Source organism: Pantoea sp. YR525, assembly GCF_900116775.1.
Classification (GTDB): Bacteria; Pseudomonadota; Gammaproteobacteria; order Enterobacterales; family Enterobacteriaceae; genus Pantoea; species Pantoea symbiotica.
Window position 1 is genome coordinate 469,215 of sequence record NZ_FPBU01000002.1, and the last position, 17,442, is coordinate 486,656.

A 17,442-nucleotide genomic window follows, 5' to 3' on the forward strand; every position below is an offset into this window, starting at 1 on the left:
TTGAGGAAATAAGCGTTGATGCATTTATGATTATTCAACGATTATTAAACAGCGGGCGAAGGCATGATGTAGCGAAAGTCCTAAATGTTTTTTTGTGGTCCTGATATAACAATACTTTACAGATCCAGACAAAAATAGAACCCTGAGCAGGCTAAGGAAATTTGCCTTAATTAGAGTCACTAATAGGTTATTAAGTAAAATAAGTGTGAGCGGTGTCGCGCAGGGAAATTAAGAACAATCCACCCTTTCTTATGCCAGATTAAATTCAAATCCTAAATAAAGAATTATTTAATGTGGCAAATGGATAAGCGTGAATATTTGCATTGTGGTAACGAGGAAGTTGATTGGACGCCATTAATGGCGACCAACCAACAAACATAATCAGGGCCAGCAAACTGGCCCGATTAAATTATTGCTGCGGTGCGCTTTTGTTCTCAAGCGCAGATTTACGCAACAGGCGCGGATAGAGAAATAGCATGCGGCCCGGACCGCGATTGAGCAGAGTCCACACCAGCAGCGAAATACTGGTACACAACGCAACGCCGGTAATTGGCATTAGCAGCGCCCATGCCCAGCTAAAGGCGGTATTGTCAAACCAGCCATAATGCACCGCCAGCACAATCGCACTCAGCCCCAGCAGCTCAATAAAGATGCGGTGCAGCACGTAGATTTGCAGCGTGTTGCGGCCAATCCAGTTGAGCCACGCCATATTGAATCGTTCATTGAGGAAGCGGCACAGTACAATGCCAAACACGATGGTTAGCAGGCTGTAAAACGGATTTTTGTAGATGCCGCCAACATGATGCAGCAGGCCAATCAGCGCAATGCCGCCCAGCATCAACCAGTGCTGACGCTTCAGCTCGCTCAACTCAATCAACGCCTGGCTGAAGAACACGCCGAGCAGGAAGTAGAGATAGTTCTGCGCCACGCTGGCAGGTCCCCAGCCGGGAATCAGGCTGAACTGCGCCGCGTAGGTGGCGACAATCGCCAGCGCCATCAAGGCCAGCTTCTGTTTGTGGAAAAGCTTGGTGAACAGGAAGAATCCGGCCAGCGCGTAGAGATACCACAGGCTGGTCATTGAGGTCATCAGCAGCTTAACGAACTCAAACGGCGTGTCGGCATAGGCGGCGTTTTTGGTGCTGGAGAGCCGTTCACCCAGATGTGTGGAGATGTAGTGAATGCTTAACCACTGAATCACGCCCCACAGCAGGTAGAGATAGACGATGTTGCTGAACTTTTTAGTGAACACCTCTTTCCAGCTCTTTTTGGTGATTGAGCTGGCGGCCAGCAAACCGGAAACAAAGAAGAAAGCCGGCATGCGCAGCGGAGACAGATAGGTGTTAAACGCCACCCACCAGTGCGCTGGCAGCAGTCCAGCGGTGAGATGATGCAGCGAAGGCGCGAACGTGGTGATGATGGAGTGATGTAACACCACCATCAAAATGCAGCCCCCTTTGAGCGTGTTGATCCAGAGGACCTCTTTCCTGGCAGTCGTCATTGCTATGTCCTAATTGCGCCATGAATTTGTAAAGAATTATTTATATTTACAAAGATGTCTCAATCAGGACTTTCCTAATAAGAAAAATCTCGGAAGCACTAAGGCGATAAAAAGTTAATTTATCTTTAGATTCATTGCGTTATATTTAATTATGAAATTAACTTTAGGATAAAACCGAGAGATAAAGACCAGCAGATAATGAGTTAAAACCGGTTATTTCTTTATTGAAAGTCTTGCAATTGAGTAGAAATATCGATGAGCGGTTAAGCGGTGCGCATGAATGCGCACCCTACGATGTAACGTGCAGGATGCGCATGGTCTTGTAGGGTCGCCAGTTAGGGTGACCTGCCGTTTAAATCACTGGTTCAAAAACTTGTCAAGAAATTGCCGGGTACGCGCCTGCTGCGGGTTACTAAACAGCTCTTTTGCCGCGCCCTGCTCCACGATGCGTCCCTGATCCATAAATATGGCGCGATCCGCGACGTCACGCGCAAAGCTCATCTCATGGGTGACGATCACCATGGTGCGTTTCTCCTGCGCCAGCGCGCGAATGGTGTTAAGCACCTCGCCCACAAGCTCAGGATCAAGCGCCGAGGTCGGCTCATCGAACAGAATCACTTCCGGACGCATCGCCAGCGCGCGCGCAATCGCCACACGCTGTTGCTGCCCGCCGGAAAGACGACGCGGGAAACTCTCTTCCTTGCCGTGCAATCCCACTTTCTCCAGCAAACTGCGCGCCCGCGCGATGGCTTCTGCCTTCGGTTCGCCCTTGACGATCACCGGCCCTTCAATGATGTTCTCCAGCACCGAACGGTGCGGGAACAGATTGAAGTTCTGGAACACAAAGCCAACCTGCTGACGCAACTGGCGCACCAGCTGCTTCTGCTTATTGAGGCCGAGCGCCGCATCAATGGCGATATCACCGACTTTGATACGTCCGCTTTCCGGCACTTCCAGCAGATTGATACTGCGCAGCAGCGTGGTTTTACCGGAACCGCTCGGCCCGATAATTGCCACCACTTCGCCTGGCGCCACGTCGAGATCGATGCCGTGCAGCACCGTCTGGCCGTGAAACTGTTTCACCAGCTGACGGACTTCAATTGCACTCATTTGCCCTCCCGATCCTGTCGATTCACATGCGCTTCAAGGCGGTTTTGCAACGCCGACAGCACGGTCGCCATCACCCAGTAAATCAGCGAGGCCGCCAGATACATGGTGAACACTTCCAGCGTCCGTGAGGTGATCAGCTGCGCCTGACGGAACAGCTCCGGCACCTGAATGGTGGCGGCCAGCGAGGTATCTTTCACCAGGCTGATAAAGCTGTTGCCCAGCGGCGGCAGCGCGGTGCGCGCGGCCTGCGGCAGGATCACGCGACGCAGCGTTTGCCACGGCGTCATGCCGATGCTGGCAGCAGCTTCCCACTGCCCGCGTTCAATCGAGGCAATCGCGCCACGCAATGATTCAGAAGCGTAAGCGGCGGTATTCAGCGACAGACCAATCATCGCCGACGGAATCGGATCCAGCTCGATACCAAACTGCGGCAGACCGTAATAGATCATAAACAGTTGAGCGATGAGCGGCGTGCCACGGAAAATCGACACGTAGATGCGCGCCAGCCAGTTGATCGGCCAGAAGTGCGACAGACGCATCAGCGCCAGCACGAAGCCGAGTATCAGGCCGAAGAACATCCCGCCGATACTCAGCTGCAGCGTGAACAGCGCGCCTTTCAGTAAAAATGGTGCTGAATCCAGCACCAGTTGTAAGCTTTCCTGCATTATTTAGTGACGTCCGCGCCGAACCATTTCTCAGACAGTTTGCTCAGCGAGCCATCTTTCTGCATGTCCGCGATAGCAGAGTCGATCGCTTTCAGCAGATCGTCGTTGCCTTTACGCAGCGCCACGCCCGATTCCAGGCGGGAGAAGGCCGGGCCAGCCACCGCCATGGTGTCGCCGGTTTTCTTCACCAGATCCAGCGCCGCTAAGCGGTCCACCAGAATGGCGTCTAAACGGCCTGAACGCAGATCCTGATATTTGGTCGGGTCATCATCATAGGTACGCACATCGGCTTTCGGCACGTTATCTTTCAGCCACTGCTCGTAGTTGGAGCCGAGGCCGACGCCGACTTTCTTTCCTGCCAGATCGTCTGGCTTGGTGACGGTGGCCGCGTTTTTCTTCAGCGTCAGCGCCTGCACACCAGAGATGGTGTACGGCGTGGAGAAGTCATACTTCTTCTTACGCTCTGGAGAAATAGTGACCTGATTGATCACCACATCGATGCGTTTGGAATCCAGCGAGGCCAGCATGCCATCCCATTTGGTAGGACGCAGATCGGCTTTCACGCCGAGGTGTTTCGCCAGCTCCTGCGCGAATTCCACTTCAAAACCGGTCAGCTGGCCTTTTTCGTCCTGGAAACTGAACGGCGGATAAGTGCCTTCCAGACCGACGCGCAGCTCACCTTTACTCTTCACTTTTGCCAGCAAATCTTCGGCGGCGAAGGATTTAACGTTAACGCCCGCAACCAGCGCGACCGCCATCATGCCCATCACCATTTGGCGACGAATAGGAGAGAAAATCATGTTTACCCCATTTATTGTGATGTGTTGTTGTGTGCTTTGAAGGGTCGCCATTCATGGCGACCTCTTCTGAATAACCGCCGGATTATAAACCGTTTTTACGTTCTGTCTCAGATCGAAGGGTGATAAGCAAATAACGCCGGCGATCCACCGGTATGCACGAACAGCAGCGGACCTTCACGACGGAAGCGATTTTGCGCAATGCCATCGATTAATCCCGCCATCGCTTTGCCGGTATACACCGGATCGAGCATGATGCCTTCGAGCCGCGCCAGCAGTTTCACCGCCGCCATGCCCTCTTCGTTCGGCTCGCCGTAACGCGGCGCGAAGTAATCATCCCACAAGGTGATCGGCGCTTTGGCCTGCACTTCCAGCTGCTCAGCCAACGCGCTACGAATGCGTTCCACCACCGGCAGCTGCGCCTCGACTTTGCGCGATACGGTGACGCCCACCAGCTCGGTTTCTGGCAGCAGCTGCTCCAGACCAATCGCCAAACCAGCGTGCGTGCCGGCGCTGCCGGAAGCCACCACCACCGCAGCGAAATCCACCACGCCTTCGCTTTGATGGGCAATCTCCTGCGCGCACTCAACGTAACCAAGCGCACCGAGCGCATTGGAGCCGCCAACCGGCACAATGTAAGGACGGAACCCCTGCGCTTCGAGGTGTTCGGCCTGCGCGGCCAGCTGTTCAGTGGGATTGTGCAGCGCATCGACCATGACGATTTCCACATCCATCAAATCGAGCAGCAAGCGGTTGCCGTTGCTGAGGTAGTTTTCTGCTGTAGTGCCAATCGGGTTTTCCAGCAGCGCCACGCACTTCAGGCCGAGCTTCGCGGCCACGGCTGCAGTTTGACGTACGTGGTTAGATTGAATAGCGCCCGCCGTCAGCAGCACATCCGCGCCTTCACGCAGCGCATCCGCAGCCAGAAATTCGAGTTTACGCAGTTTGTTGCCGCCGAGAGCAACGGGCGTGAAGTCATCGCGCTTAATAAAGATATCGCGACCAAGATAGTCAGAAAGCCGTGGCAAATGCTCAAGCGGCGTAGGTGCACCGAGTAATTCAAGACGTGGGAACTGGTGCAGAAGATGTAAGGACAATGCAGCCTCCATTCGGGCAATGTGCAGTTATCCATACAGTGTTGCAGAAGATGAGAAAAGTCGCACCCGGAATTCACCGCGTGCTGCCCTTGTTGCTGTCATGCTCGACAACAACAAGGGTGGATTCACCATCAGCCCTGCTGCCAGCCTAAAAACTGGTCATATTTACGCAGTGCGATGCGGTAATTGTTATTACCCGCATCAGGCAGATCGTTCTCCAGACACTCATGCCAGCTATTGCCCCGTAATCGATCGGCCGGGAAATTTTTCGCCTTCAGCATGTCATCAAGCCGACGCAAACGTACCACATACTCGCGTATGGTACTGTGGCTCATCTCCGTCTGCTCAAACAGGTATTGCTTAAACGCCATAATGTCGAAGTAATTCGGATGGGTATTACAAAAAATATCGCTGCAGAAACGACACAAGGCGGTCAATTCTGGCTGGAGTTTCATCCACACCTGATCGTCAATCATTTGGTCCATGCGTGCGATGGCCTCTTTATTGATGATCTGTCCGCGAAAGACTAACGCCATACGATCTAAAACTTTGCCACAGTGTGAACAATTGCTTTGGCTGTGCTTATAGTCTTTAAGATAGCGACTTAAAGGTCTGGCTTTAACTTTGGCTCCCATTGCTGAGTCCCCGGTTTTATTGTTTTTTTCGATCGCCAGGAACTGAGTCTGTTAGCGCGCCCCCGATAATCGGGCACGCAGGCGTTTGATCGCCTGACTGTGCAGTTGGCTGACGCGGGATTCCCCCACTTCCAGCACCGCGCCAATCTCCTTCAGGTTCAGTTCTTCCTGGTAGTACAGTGTGAGCACGAGTTTTTCACGTTCAGGCAACGCCTCAATCGCTTCAATTACGCGGTCACGTAGGTTTCCTTCCAACAACTGATGAAGCGGGTTGGCTTCCTCATGCCCCTCCGTCACCAGCTCCGCACTGTCGCCGTGTTCTTCCCGATACTCGTCGTAGGAGAAGAGTTGGCTGTTGTTGGTATCGAGCAGAATCTGCCGATACTCCTCCAGCGAAACATTCAGTCGCTCAGCCACTTCCTGCTCAGTAGCCGAGCGCCCCAACGCTTGTTCTACCTGATGCATGGCACCTGCTACTTCGCGCGCATTTCTGCGAACGCTGCGTGGTGCCCAGTCGCGACTGCGCAGTTCATCCAGCATTGCTCCCCGGATACGCTGCACGGCGTAGGTGGTAAAGGCGGTGCCCTGTAGCGCATCGTAGCGCTCCACGGCATTCAATAAGCCAATGCCACCGGCCTGCAGCAGATCGTCAAGCTCAACGCTGGCTGGCAAACGTACCTGCAGGCGCAGCGCTTCATGCCGCACCAGAGGAACGTAGCGCTGCCAGAGCGAATGTTTATCCATCACGCCATCGGCGGTATAGAGATCGTTCACGTTGACTACCCTGCGTTAGTAAAGTTATCGGCATGATTATCCAATTCTGTAGGGGTTTTGATTGGCAGAATAGGCGGGCAAAAGCGAGGTTATTTCAAATTTGTTATGGATGGCGGTGGATCGCACCGCCATCCGCTCGGCGGTTAGCGCAAATTACGCAGTCTTTCCCGCGTGCCAGGCGGCACCGCGTCCCATAATGCGCAAACTTTGCCCTCAAGTGCCTGATAAAAAGGGGTAATCAACGCTTCAGTTTCCAGCGCGGGATTAAACAGCACCTGACCGGTTTCCGCGTTGATGCTTATCATTTTGTTGATAAACAGCCGCTGCAGGTCGCTGCGCAGGAATAAGCCGTTATCTGCGCTGTTATCCGCCAGAAAGCCCTCTTCATTCTCTTGCGTGTCGATGTAGCAGGCTTCCACCCACGGCCAGCTGTGACGTTCGGTCAACTGCGTGCCGGTGATGATGCAGGCGCCGTAACGTGCTTTCACCGCCGAAGTGAACTCCGCCTGGCTGGTGCGTTGCAACACTTTGGCTTTCACGCGTCGTCCGACTTCGGTGCCAGGCATCACGCCGCTCGGCACTTTGTATTGCGGCGTGCTCAGCACCACCAGAAACTGGATTTTGCGTGACAGCGGAAAGCACGGATGTGCCTGCGCATCAAATAGCTGCCAGTACTCCTCTTCCTCGGTCTGGCGCATCAGCACCAGCTTAAAGCCGCGACTGTTCAGCAGATTCTGCGCCGCCGCCGAGTTGGGATCGAGCATGGCAAACACCTGTGTTTCGCCCACCACTTTCCAGCGCCCCTCTTTGCGCGCTTCATCATTACGACGAAAGTAGAGAAACGCCTGCTGGTTTTTCAGGTAGTGCTCAAAGCGACGCAGATAATTTTTGCGCTCGTTGTCGTCCGAGACAAACAGCAGATCCTCGATCGGGCTGTTAATCTCCTCCTGCGCGAACAGCGCGCGGATCACCAAATTGCGAAAGCTGGTCGACGGGCTCAGCAACCCGCGTGCGGTAAGCTCTTTCTCGTCGGGATGCTGCTGCGTATAGCGCAGGGCAATCTCTTCGAAGGTCAGCAGCTCACCCGGTAACAAGTCATAATTGAAGCGCATAGACACCCCAGAAACGGAAAAAAGTGGTTCAAAAATTGGAATGATTCTGAGGGGAGTTATCGGCAAATTTGATGTGGACTGTAACAAGACAGTTACTTTTCTGAGGATGTTTGGTGGTCGGTAAAATCTTTGTTTTTGTTGGGATGTGATTTGGATTAGTGCAGAAGGAATCACTGGGTTGGTTTTGTTCCAGGTCGCCATGAATGGCGACCAATTTACTTCTCTTGCGACTAAGCCGCTTTGAGCCGTTGCAGGCGTTTCTCACGGCGGATCTTACGCTCTTCAAACACCGCCACCAGCGCCATCAGGGCGATACAGCCGATGGCTGCCGCATCGAGCGCGGCAAAGGTCCCGGCCCAACCGGTTAAGCCAAAGATTGGCGTGCCATCCGCAATCATGCCTAAGCCTAACTTAGCAAAGCTGTCGCCAATCAGGTAAGCAAAGGTGCCTTTGATGCCATCGGCGGCGCCAATGGCTTTTTTCGGCACAAAGCCGACGGCGGCAACGCCAATTAACAGTTGCGGACCAAACACCAGGAAGCCCAGAGCAAACAGCGACGCCAGATAGACATACTGATTGCTGGCATGTTGATAGATGCCGAGCGTGGCGATAATCAACGCCAGCGCCACACATGCCACCAGCGCACGACGACCATTCGCCAGATCCGACAACCATCCCCACAGCAGCGTGCCGACTAACGCACCGACTTCAAACAGCGTGAAGCCCTGAATCGCCACCTCTTTTGAGAGTTTTAACTCCTGATAGGCATACACCGTCGACCACTGATCGATACCAATGCGCACCACATACAGGAAGATGTTGGCGAAGCACAGCAGCCAAATCACTTTGTTTTTCAGCACGTACTCAACAAAGATCTGCCATTTGGTCATCGCCTGATCTTCAGTTTCCTTATCCTCTTCGCTGATCTCTTCACCAAACAGCTCTTCGGCTTTGCCCAGACCGTAGGATTCGGGAGAATCACTGCCGTAGCGCAGACCGATAAAACCGACGACCAGCGCAATCAGTGACGGAAACACAAACATGCCGACCACATGACCATCGAAAAGGTAGTTGGCACCAAACAGCGCCACACCGGCCGCACCCGCGCCGCCGAGGTTATGCGAAATGTTCCACATGCCGAGATAGCTGCCGCGTTTACGACGAGGCGTCCACTTGGTGATGGTGGAATAACTACAGGAGCCGCCGGTACTTTGGAAGAAGCCACTCAGCGCATAAAACGCGATCATCAGGAACAAACTCACTGAACCGGCGCCCATGCTGGCGCTGAAGCCCAGCATGCAGATTGCTGAGAGGATCAGCATAAACGGCAGGAACTGCTTGGTGTTTTTACCATCGGCGTAATAGGAAACCAGCGTTTTACCGACGCCGTAAGTGATGGAAAAGCCGAGGCCAATCATCCCCAACTGCGTCATGCTGAGTCCGTAGGTGGTGATCATGTCGTTCTGCGCAATGTTGAAGTTTTTGCGGATCAGATACATGGTCAGGTAGCCGATAAAGACCACCAGATAGGACTGCATAAAGGGTTTGAACCACATCTTGCGCCGCTCGTCGAGCGACAGATTCAGGGTCGGCTTGCGCACCTGATTTAAGAAAGCCAGCATGGAGTGCTCCTGATTAATGACCTGCGTGATGGCAGGCATTGTAAAAATCAGCAGCGGTTTCGGCCTGAGACAACTGCCCGGCGCAACCGGGAAAATTTCTTAGTTTTATAGATATAAGCGCAAAAAGCGGGGATGCATCACACTTCCTCGCGCTGGCGCGGCGTTTGAGCATGCAAGAACGGCAACAGTAGCAGGGCCGAAATGCCCGCCGCGCAGGCGATGACCGCGAAAAAGCCGCTCCAGTGCCAGACATCAATCACCCGCGCCAGCGGCCAGCCTGAAAGCGACGCGCCCAGATAGGCAAACAGTCCAACAAATCCGGTCGCTGCGCCCGCCGCATCTTTGTGCGAACACTCGGCCGCCGCCATGCCGATCAACATCTGCGGGCCGAAGACAAAAAAGCCGATGGTAAAGAAACACGCAGCCTGCATCACGTAGCTGGCAAACGGCATCAGCCACAGCGATCCCACTGACAGCAAAATGCCGGCGGCAAAGATCAGGTTCATCGGGCCACGATTGCCGTTGAATAATTTATCCGATCCCCATCCCGCCACTAACGCGCCACCGAAGCCACCGAGTTCAAACATGGTCACCGCCGAGTTAGCCGTCACCAGATTCACGCCCAGCGTCTCGGACATATAGAGATTTCCCCAGTCGTTGATCGCGGCACGCACCACGTAAACCAGCACGTAACACAGTGACAGCAGCCAGATGTAAGGGTTGAGCAGCACATATTTGGCGAGGATCTCTTTGTGACTCAGCCCCGCGCCCTCTTGCTGCTGGGCGATTTCCAGCGCATCGTGGCGCCAGTCCCCGACCGGCGGTAATCCTACGGTTTGCGGGCGATCGCGCAGTCGCCAGCAGAGGAAAATGCCGGCGACAATCGCCAGCCCGCCAGCAATCATCATGCCGGCGCGCCAGCCATAATGCAGCGCGGCGGCCCCAACGATCATCGGGATAAGCGCACCGCCGACGTTTTGTGCCGTATTCCACAGCGCCCACCAACCGCCGCGTTCGGTGCGAGAAAACCAGCTGGTGAGCAGACGCGCACAGACCGGCGATCCCCATCCCTGGAAAAAGGCATTCAACACCCACAACAAGGCGAATGCCCACAGCGAGGTGGAGAAGCCAAACAGAATATTCACCACGCCCGTCGCTATCAGCCCAATGCCCATGAAATAGCGCGCATTGGAACGATCGCTAACGATGCCAGAGAAAAACTTCGACAGACCGTAAGTGATGTAAAACAGCGTCGCCAGCAGGCCGATATCCGTGCGCGTCATCACGCCCGCCGCCAGAATTTCCGGCGACGCGGCGTTAAAGCTTTTACGGGTGAAATAGAACAGCGCGTAGCCGAGCCAGATGGTGATCATGATATGGCGACGCCAGTAACGATAGCGCGCATCAATGGTCGCTTTATCCCCGATTGGCTGCGCGCTGGCTGGCGCTTTGAGAAATCTGAACATCATCTTTTGCTTATCCATTGCGCAGAGGTAACGTGACGCTAACGCGCGTGCCGTGGGTGCAGGAGATTCCCAGCGAGCCGCCTAGCGCCGTCACGCGTTCGCGCATGCCGGCAAGGCCAAAACCTTGCTGCGGAGAACCCACCGGTAAGCCGCAGCCATCGTCTTCAATCACCAGCAGCAACCGCTGCTCCTGCAATGTGCCTTGCAGCGTCACCGCGCGGGCGCTGGCGTGTTTCACCACATTGTTGAGTCCTTCCTGACAGACACGGAACAGCGTGACGCGCTGCGCTTCACTGAGCCGCGCTTCGTCAATCTGCCAGTCGAGATGGCTGATGATACCGTGCCCTTCCAGCTCCATTTCCCGCATCAGCGAGCGAATAGCCTGCTCGAGCGAAAGATCGTCCAACTGGCGCGGACGCAAGCGCCCCAGCAATCGGCGCACGGAGTCGTAAATGCCCAGCGACAGCTGCTCAATCAACATGCCGCTCTGCTTCACACCATTCTCCGGGCTGATGCGCTGCATGATCCCGGCTTGCGTACGAATGGCGGTGATGGTTTGGCCGATATCATCGTGCAGTTCACGCGCCACTTCGCGCCTTACGCTCTCTTCAGTCTCCAGCAAGCGTTCCGTTAGGCGACGATTGCGCACCAACTCGGTTTGCAGCGACTGATTGAGTTCACGTAAGCGCTGAATCCCCGCGCCAAGCAGCAGCCCGGTCAGACTTTGCGCCAGCAACGATAACAGCAGATCGACCGCATGATCGTGCCAGGTCTGGCTGGCGATCAACGCAATGGCATTCATCAGTGTGGCGATCAGCGCGCCCTGCCAGCCGTAATGCCACGCCAGCGCAATAATCGGCAACGCCAGACAAAACGGTGTGAAGCGCGACAGCTCTGCCGGCAAGCCAAGCTGCAGCCACAAACTGACCATAAACAGCAGCACATAACCAAACAGATGGCGCACGCGCCAGTTGACCGGCTGTCCGACCAGCGAAGGACCGAGTGGCTGCCAGCGCGTGCTGGTGAGGTAGTGCCAGATCACCAGGCAGGTTGGTGCTACGGTCAATGCGCCGGTCAGCGTAAGCAGCACCGCATTTAGCGCTGCGGGTTCAGTGATCCACGGCAATGCCTGCAGCAGCGCCGCGCACACCATCGCACCGCCCTGCCACAGCAAGGTGTGCCAGTCGCGCTGATGACGATAACGGGAGATCAGCGCCACCGGCAGCAGCGTCAGCATGCTACCCAGCATTAGCAGCGGCAGATGCGCCAGCGCCACTTCACGTGAGAGCCAATAAAGCAGCAACCACTCAGCACCGAGCAGCACCGGCCAGTAGGCACGCGGGCACTGCAACATCAGTCCAAGGCGCAGGCCAAAGGGAAACAGCAACACCGCCAGCTCAGGACGATCCGCCAGATGCAGGCTGATGCTCCACAGGCAAAACCACGCGGCAGAGAAGATACAAAAACTGGCGATAACGGCAATCAGCCGCGAAAAGAGTGGCTGCATTACCAGCCATCAAACATGCGACGCGCCAGTTCAACGTCGTTACTGACGTTGAGCTTTTCCAGCAAATTGGCGCGATGAACGTGAACGGTTTTCGGCGACAGGCCCAGTTCGGCCGCGATCTCTTTCACCGCTAAACCTTGCGCCAGTTTTTCCGCCACCTGGCGCTCGCGTTTGGTGAGCGGATCCTGACGTCCAGAGGCGAGCTTCAGGGCGATATCGGGCGTCAGATAGCAGCCGCCTTTGGCCACGGTATGCACCGCCGCGATCAGTTCATCGGGGCTGCATCGTTTAGATAGGAATCCACGCGCCCCAGCATTGAGCGCCTGCTCCACCAGCGCCGGGCTGTCGTGCACCGACAGCATGATGGTCGCCATGCCTTTCGGCAGCTGGCTTAACAGCTCCAACCCGGAGATATCTGGCATCGAGATATCGCAGATGCACACCTGCACGCCGCGCCCCGGCAGCTTATTGAGCGCTTCCCGCCCGGAACCGCATTCGGCAACAACCTGGAAATCCGGTTCCAGCCCCAGCAATTGGGCAAAACCCGAACGGACGATCACATGGTCGTCGATAAGCGCAATGGTGGTCATGAGGTTTCCTGGCGGCGAAAAAACGCGCTTACCTTAGCGATAAGCTGGGGAAGCTTCAAGCGGATTGGGTGAAGGTGGCGGGTTTGGGTTTATACAATGACGTATCGGTCGCCATAAATGGCGCCCCTACCCGGTTTTGTAGGGTCGCCATTTATGGTGACCGACTTGTATCACTTGCAGAATTTACCGGCGAATTATGAGCAATTACCTGCATATTATGAATATGCAGGTATAAAAAAACCCCGCCGAAGCGGGGTTTGATAAGCAAGGAGCTTAGAGCGATTAGCCCTGCAGCAGAGACAGAACCTGCTGTGGAACCTGGTTAGCTTTAGCCAACACTGAGTTACCCGCCTGCTGGATGATCTGAGCTTTAGACATGTTTGAAACTTCAGTTGCGTAGTCAGCATCCTGAATACGAGACTGTGCTTCAGACAGGTTAGTGGTGGTGTTGTTCAGGTTAGTTACCGCTGAATCCAGACGGTTCTGAATCGCACCCAGGCTTGAACGGAACTTATCGATGCTGCTGATAGCTGAGTCCAGAGCGGCCAGTGGATCGGTAGTTGCAGTACCGGCGCTGGTGGCTTCAGTGGTCAGTTTGCCAGCAGAGCTTACATATGCTGCTGCACCTACGTTAGCAGCATATTTACCAGTACCAGTACCGCCAGTTACTGTTACAGCACCAGTATCTGCATCCGCTTTGTAAGTAGTGGTATAAGAACCAGTTGTGGTCAGCTCACCATCGCTATCAACATATGCTTTAACACCCGCAGCACCAGTTGAAGAACCTGAAGTGAAGGTAGTGCTAAAGTTTAGAGCCTGTTGGTTAAACTTGATAGTAACATCGTTTGCAGTAGTATCTGCTTTGACGTTAGCAAGCAGAGCGTCTGAAGCCACTGAATCTTTGTAAGTTACGCCACCAGCACTACCTGCAAAGTTATAAGTTTTACCATCAAAGGCTACTGATGAACCACCTGCAGTCGTGTTTGCATCTGCTGCAGTGAACAAATCACTCATGGTCGCACCAGTAGTAGCACCGGTGGAGTTGTTGGTTGACAGAGCACCATTTACCAAGTACGCAGTCTGTCCACCAATTGTAATGTTGCCACTTGCGTCGGTATCAAAGTTAACTTTACCAGTGGTAGAAGTATATGTACCTGACTTCGTCTGACCTGCATCAGCTTTCAGGGAAGCACCGAGCGCCGTGGTGTTCGCACCAGTAGTAACAGTTTTAGTAGTAGTGAAGTTTTTAGCTGTCGCATCGTAGGTATAAGTACCGGCATTTGCACCAGTAGCAATTGTAACGGTATCGCCAGTATTCAACTTCGAGAAAGCAGTATCAGCAGTTAAAGCATCAAAGTTAGTAGTAACAGTAACGTTCGTTGGGTCAGTTACGTTAGCACCAGTCGCTGCTAAGTCGCTGATAGTCGCTGCTTTGTTCGCAATAGTACCAGAACCGTTTACGTTGAAGCCATTCAGACCCAGAGTTTTAGAGTCAATCTGCTTCAAGTCAATGTTGATGGTCTGGCCATCGTTCGCGCCAACCTGAATTTTCAGAGTGCCGTCTTTAGACAGTACGTTCACGCCGTTGAACTGAGTCTGACCAGATACGCGGTCAATTTCGTCCAGACGTGATTTGATTTCGTCCTGAATTGAGTCCAGGTCAGACTGGCTGTTGGTGCCGTTCTGAGACTGTACGGTCAGTTCACGAACACGTTGTAAGTTGTTGTTGATTTCTGACAGCGCGCCTTCAGTAGTCTGCGCAGCAGAGATACCGTCGTTGGCGTTACGCGCAGCCTGAGTCAGGCCGGTAATGTTAGACTGGAAGCGGTTAGCAATTGCCTGGCCCGCTGCGTCATCTTTAGCGCTGTTAATACGAAGACCAGAAGACAGACGCTCGATAGAAGTAGACAGAGCAGACTGGTTCTTGTTGATGTTGTTCTGAGTGATCAGCGAGAGGCTGTTGGTATTAATGACTTGGGCCATGATAATTATTCCTGTTAATCAAGTCTTTCGGTTAAGGTGTGGGCTTCAACCCGCCGGCTTCAGCGCCGTCAATGTTGTTATCGTCTGCCCTTAAACAACCTTTAGATTTTTTTTAGGACCAGGTGAAAATTTTTCCCTTCAACCTGTCACGCTTATCTTTATCGCCCTACCCGAAGAGTTCTTTAGACCAACTTGATCATTTTTCTAGCCCCCGAAATACCCTTCTCTATATACGCTATTCGCTTTATTACCTGCTGGTAAATAATTCTAAACTTTGCCCATAAAGAGCCGATAACCCGCGGTATTGATTCTCCGTGTCGACATAGAAAGGAAACAACATGACCACAATTTCTACCCTCGGTATCGGTTCAGGCCTCGATTTAAGTACTATCCTGGATAACTTGAGTACGGCAGAGAAAGCCTCTCTTACACCTATCTCTAATCAGCAGACCGCGTACACCGCGAAGCTGAGCGCCTACGGCACCTTGTCGAGCGCGTTAACGACCTTCCAGACAGCCAACACGGCATTAAACAGTGCGGATTTGTTCACCGCCACCAGTGCTGCCAGCAGCACCACCGCATTCAGCGCCACCACGTCTGGCAGCACCATCGCCGGAAAATACAGCATTAGCGTTACTCAGCTGGCGCAGGCACAGACGCTGACTTCCGGCGTACAAACCAGCAATACCACCGCGCTGGGCAGCTCGGATGCCAGCCGCACGCTGTCGATCAAACTGGCAGACGGTACCAGCAAAGACATTACGCTGACCAGCGATCAAACTTCACTGACCGGCATGCGTGACGCGATTAACGGTGCCAACGCTGGTGTCAGCGCCAGTATTATTAAAACCGGTGATGGCGCCTATCGTCTGTCGCTGACCGCGTCGAAAACCGGTGAAGCCAATGCGGTTTCTTCCGTTACCGTGACTGGCGATGACACGCTGCAGGGCATTGTCGGCTTTGATTCAACCAAAACCGATGCCGACAACCCGCTGGACGTCAGCGTCGCCGCGCAAGATGCCGAGTTGACGGTCAATAACGTCGCCATCACCAGCAGCACCAACACCATCAGTGATGCACTGGAAGGGATTACGCTGAATCTGAATGATGTCACCAGCGGAAATCAGACGTTAACCATCACGCAGGATACGTCTAAAGCCTCCACCGCGATTTCCAACTTTGTGGATGCTTACAACAATCTGCTGGATCAGTTCACCAGCCTGACCAAATACACCGCGGTGGATGTCGGCTCAGATACACAAGACTCCAGCAACGGTGCGCTGGTTGGTGATAGCACGCTGCGCGGCATTCAAACCCAGATCAAGAGTCTGCTGACCAACACGGCTAGCTCTTCAACCTACAAAACGCTGGCGCAAATCGGTATTACTACCGACCCGACCACCGGTGAGCTGTCGTTAGATTCCGACAAGCTGAAAACCGAGCTGACCAAAGATCCGGCCGGCGTGAAAGAGATGATTGTGGGTGACGGTAAAACTACCGGTATCACCACCAAACTGGCGACTAACCTGACCAGTTGGCTGTCATCTACCGGCAGCATTCAGTCCGCGAAAGATGGCGTCAGCAAGACGCTGAATAACCTGACTGAGCAGTACAACAACATGAACACGCGTATTAACGCCCTGATTGCGCGTTATAAGACGCAGTTCACGCAACTCGACGTCACCATGAGCTCGCTGAACAGCACCAGCGATTACCTGACACAGCAGTTCGACAGCATGACCTCGAGCAGCAGTTCTAAATAGTAAGGAGTGACCATGTACAGCGCTACAGGCACACAAGCCTATGCAAAAATTGGGGTGGAGAGCTCAGTGATGAGCGCCAATCAACAGCAGCTGATTACCTTGCTGTTTGACGGTGCGATCAGCGCACTGGTCCGCGCCCGCCTGTTTATGCAGGACAACAATATCCAGGGAAAAGGTAACTCGATTTCCAAGGCCATTAATATTATCGAGGGCGGACTCAAGCAGGGCCTCGATGAGCAATCAGGCGATGACCTTACCGACAACCTGTTAGGGCTCTATTCCTACATGGTTCGTCGTCTGGTTCAGGCTAATCTGCGTAATGATGTCGAAGCCCTCGAAGAAGTTGAAGGTCTTCTGCGCAATATCGCTGATGCCTGGAAAGAAGTCGTACAACCTCAACACCTTCAGGACGCCGTTTAATGAATATTGCACCGTCACTTGTCACCGTTTACCAACAGTTACTCGACCTCAGCCACGGAATGCTGCGTTTGGCAGCAGACGGCGAATGGGATGATTTGATTACCAAGGAAGTGGACTATGTCAGTGCGGTGCAAAGACTGGCGCAATCAACCGAAGCCGCCGCACCGTCGCGCCAGCTGCAAGAGCAGTTGCGTCCGGTGTTACGCCATATTCTCGATAATGAGAGCGAAGTGAAACGTCTGCTGCAGTTGCGTATGGATGAATTGACGCAACTGGTGGGCCAGTCATCGATGCAGAAATCGGTGATGAGCGCGTATGGTAAGCAAGGTAGTGTGTATTTGCCGCAGGGTTGATTCGTTGCGATGAACTGAATGAAAAACGGGTGGGAAGTTAGCTTCTCACC

At 53.8% G+C, this 17,442-nt stretch carries 16 protein-coding genes; 3 read left to right on the plus strand and 13 right to left on the minus strand.

Annotated features, from left to right (window positions below):
* Positions 1 to 409: 409 nt before the first annotated feature.
* From BM323_RS05655 to BM323_RS05715, 13 genes are all read right to left on the minus strand, one after another.
* A complete protein-coding gene (locus BM323_RS05655; protein ID WP_008105331.1) occupies positions 410 to 1,498 on the minus strand; it encodes an acyltransferase family protein in 1,089 nt (362 codons plus the stop codon).
* 357 nt (positions 1,499 to 1,855) lie between these two features.
* Positions 1,856 to 2,608, minus strand: coding sequence for an L-cystine ABC transporter ATP-binding protein TcyN (tcyN, locus tag BM323_RS05660; protein ID WP_008105333.1), 753 nt, complete (start codon positions 2,606 to 2,608; stop codon positions 1,856 to 1,858).
* Complete coding sequence (gene tcyL / locus BM323_RS05665) at positions 2,605 to 3,273, minus strand: cystine ABC transporter permease (RefSeq protein ID WP_008105335.1); 669 nt, start codon at positions 3,271 to 3,273, stop codon at positions 2,605 to 2,607. The genes tcyN and tcyL overlap by 4 nt, the downstream gene beginning before the upstream one ends.
* Complete coding sequence (gene tcyJ / locus BM323_RS05670) at positions 3,273 to 4,073, minus strand: cystine ABC transporter substrate-binding protein (protein WP_036648575.1); 801 nt, start codon at positions 4,071 to 4,073, stop codon at positions 3,273 to 3,275. The genes tcyL and tcyJ overlap by 1 nt, the downstream gene beginning before the upstream one ends.
* 107 nt (positions 4,074 to 4,180) lie before the next feature.
* A complete protein-coding gene (locus tag BM323_RS05675) occupies positions 4,181 to 5,167 on the minus strand; it encodes a D-cysteine desulfhydrase (RefSeq protein ID WP_008105339.1) in 987 nt (328 codons plus the stop codon).
* A gap of 131 nt (positions 5,168 to 5,298) precedes the next feature.
* Entirely contained in the window at positions 5,299 to 5,802 is a 504-nt protein-coding gene (gene fliZ / locus BM323_RS05680; protein ID WP_007891377.1) for a flagella biosynthesis regulatory protein FliZ, read from the minus strand.
* 51 nt (positions 5,803 to 5,853) lie between these two features.
* Positions 5,854 to 6,576: an RNA polymerase sigma factor FliA gene (locus BM323_RS05685; protein ID WP_007891379.1), complete on the minus strand. Its 723-nt coding sequence runs from the start codon at positions 6,574 to 6,576 to the stop codon at positions 5,854 to 5,856.
* A 143-nt stretch (positions 6,577 to 6,719) separates the two neighbouring features.
* Entirely contained in the window at positions 6,720 to 7,688 is a 969-nt protein-coding gene (locus BM323_RS05690; RefSeq protein WP_008105342.1) for an HNH endonuclease signature motif containing protein, read from the minus strand.
* Positions 7,689 to 7,918: 230 nt separating this feature from the next.
* Positions 7,919 to 9,310 (minus strand): hexose-6-phosphate:phosphate antiporter, encoded by a 1,392-nt coding sequence (uhpT, locus tag BM323_RS05695; RefSeq protein ID WP_008105344.1) that lies wholly within the window; start codon positions 9,308 to 9,310, stop codon positions 7,919 to 7,921.
* A 137-nt stretch (positions 9,311 to 9,447) separates the two neighbouring features.
* The gene (locus BM323_RS05700) at positions 9,448 to 10,776 is read right to left on the minus strand and encodes an MFS transporter (RefSeq protein WP_036648590.1); all 1,329 of its coding nucleotides are present in this window, start codon (positions 10,774 to 10,776) and stop codon (positions 9,448 to 9,450) included.
* A gap of 10 nt (positions 10,777 to 10,786) precedes the next feature.
* The gene (gene uhpB / locus BM323_RS05705; protein WP_008105348.1) at positions 10,787 to 12,283 is read right to left on the minus strand and encodes a signal transduction histidine-protein kinase/phosphatase UhpB; all 1,497 of its coding nucleotides are present in this window, start codon (positions 12,281 to 12,283) and stop codon (positions 10,787 to 10,789) included.
* Entirely contained in the window at positions 12,283 to 12,873 is a 591-nt protein-coding gene (gene uhpA / locus BM323_RS05710; RefSeq protein ID WP_008105350.1) for a transcriptional regulator UhpA, read from the minus strand. The genes uhpB and uhpA overlap by 1 nt, the downstream gene beginning before the upstream one ends.
* A gap of 282 nt (positions 12,874 to 13,155) precedes the next feature.
* Positions 13,156 to 14,856, minus strand: coding sequence for a FliC/FljB family flagellin (locus BM323_RS05715; RefSeq protein ID WP_008105351.1), 1,701 nt, complete (start codon positions 14,854 to 14,856; stop codon positions 13,156 to 13,158).
* Between the two features lie 338 nt (positions 14,857 to 15,194).
* Between BM323_RS05715 and fliD the strand changes: the two genes are divergently transcribed.
* The 3 genes from fliD to fliT are packed head-to-tail and all read left to right on the plus strand — an operon-like array spanning position 15,195 to position 17,392.
* On the plus strand, positions 15,195 to 16,619 hold the full coding sequence (gene fliD / locus BM323_RS05720; RefSeq protein WP_008105353.1) for a flagellar filament capping protein FliD: 1,425 nt from the start codon (positions 15,195 to 15,197) through the stop codon (positions 16,617 to 16,619).
* A gap of 12 nt (positions 16,620 to 16,631) precedes the next feature.
* A complete protein-coding gene (gene fliS / locus BM323_RS05725) occupies positions 16,632 to 17,039 on the plus strand; it encodes a flagellar export chaperone FliS (RefSeq protein ID WP_008105355.1) in 408 nt (135 codons plus the stop codon).
* Positions 17,039 to 17,392 (plus strand): flagella biosynthesis regulatory protein FliT, encoded by a 354-nt coding sequence (fliT, locus tag BM323_RS05730; protein WP_008105357.1) that lies wholly within the window; start codon positions 17,039 to 17,041, stop codon positions 17,390 to 17,392. The genes fliS and fliT overlap by 1 nt, the downstream gene beginning before the upstream one ends.
* Positions 17,393 to 17,442 lie beyond the last annotated feature (50 nt).

Bases quoted from the DNA above. Each gene is read 5' to 3' on its own strand.
- uhpA (WP_008105350.1), bottom strand. From the start codon at position 12,873: ATGACCACCATTGCGCTTATCGACGACCATGTGATCGTCCGTTCGGGT.
- fliT (WP_008105357.1), top strand. From the start codon at position 17,039: ATGAATATTGCACCGTCACTTGTCACCGTTTACCAACAGTTACTCGAC.
- tcyL (WP_008105335.1), bottom strand. From the start codon at position 3,273: ATGCAGGAAAGCTTACAACTGGTGCTGGATTCAGCACCATTTTTACTG.
- uhpB (WP_008105348.1), bottom strand. From the start codon at position 12,283: ATGCAGCCACTCTTTTCGCGGCTGATTGCCGTTATCGCCAGTTTTTGT.
- fliS (WP_008105355.1), top strand. From the start codon at position 16,632: ATGTACAGCGCTACAGGCACACAAGCCTATGCAAAAATTGGGGTGGAG.
- tcyJ (WP_036648575.1), bottom strand. From the start codon at position 4,073: ATGATTTTCTCTCCTATTCGTCGCCAAATGGTGATGGGCATGATGGCG.
- BM323_RS05700 (WP_036648590.1), bottom strand. From the start codon at position 10,776: ATGTTCAGATTTCTCAAAGCGCCAGCCAGCGCGCAGCCAATCGGGGAT.
- tcyN (WP_008105333.1), bottom strand. From the start codon at position 2,608: ATGAGTGCAATTGAAGTCCGTCAGCTGGTGAAACAGTTTCACGGCCAG.
- BM323_RS05690 (WP_008105342.1), bottom strand. From the start codon at position 7,688: ATGCGCTTCAATTATGACTTGTTACCGGGTGAGCTGCTGACCTTCGAA.
- uhpT (WP_008105344.1), bottom strand. From the start codon at position 9,310: ATGCTGGCTTTCTTAAATCAGGTGCGCAAGCCGACCCTGAATCTGTCG.
- BM323_RS05655 (WP_008105331.1), bottom strand. From the start codon at position 1,498: ATGACGACTGCCAGGAAAGAGGTCCTCTGGATCAACACGCTCAAAGGG.
- fliD (WP_008105353.1), top strand. From the start codon at position 15,195: ATGACCACAATTTCTACCCTCGGTATCGGTTCAGGCCTCGATTTAAGT.
- fliZ (WP_007891377.1), bottom strand. From the start codon at position 5,802: ATGGGAGCCAAAGTTAAAGCCAGACCTTTAAGTCGCTATCTTAAAGAC.
- BM323_RS05715 (WP_008105351.1), bottom strand. From the start codon at position 14,856: ATGGCCCAAGTCATTAATACCAACAGCCTCTCGCTGATCACTCAGAAC.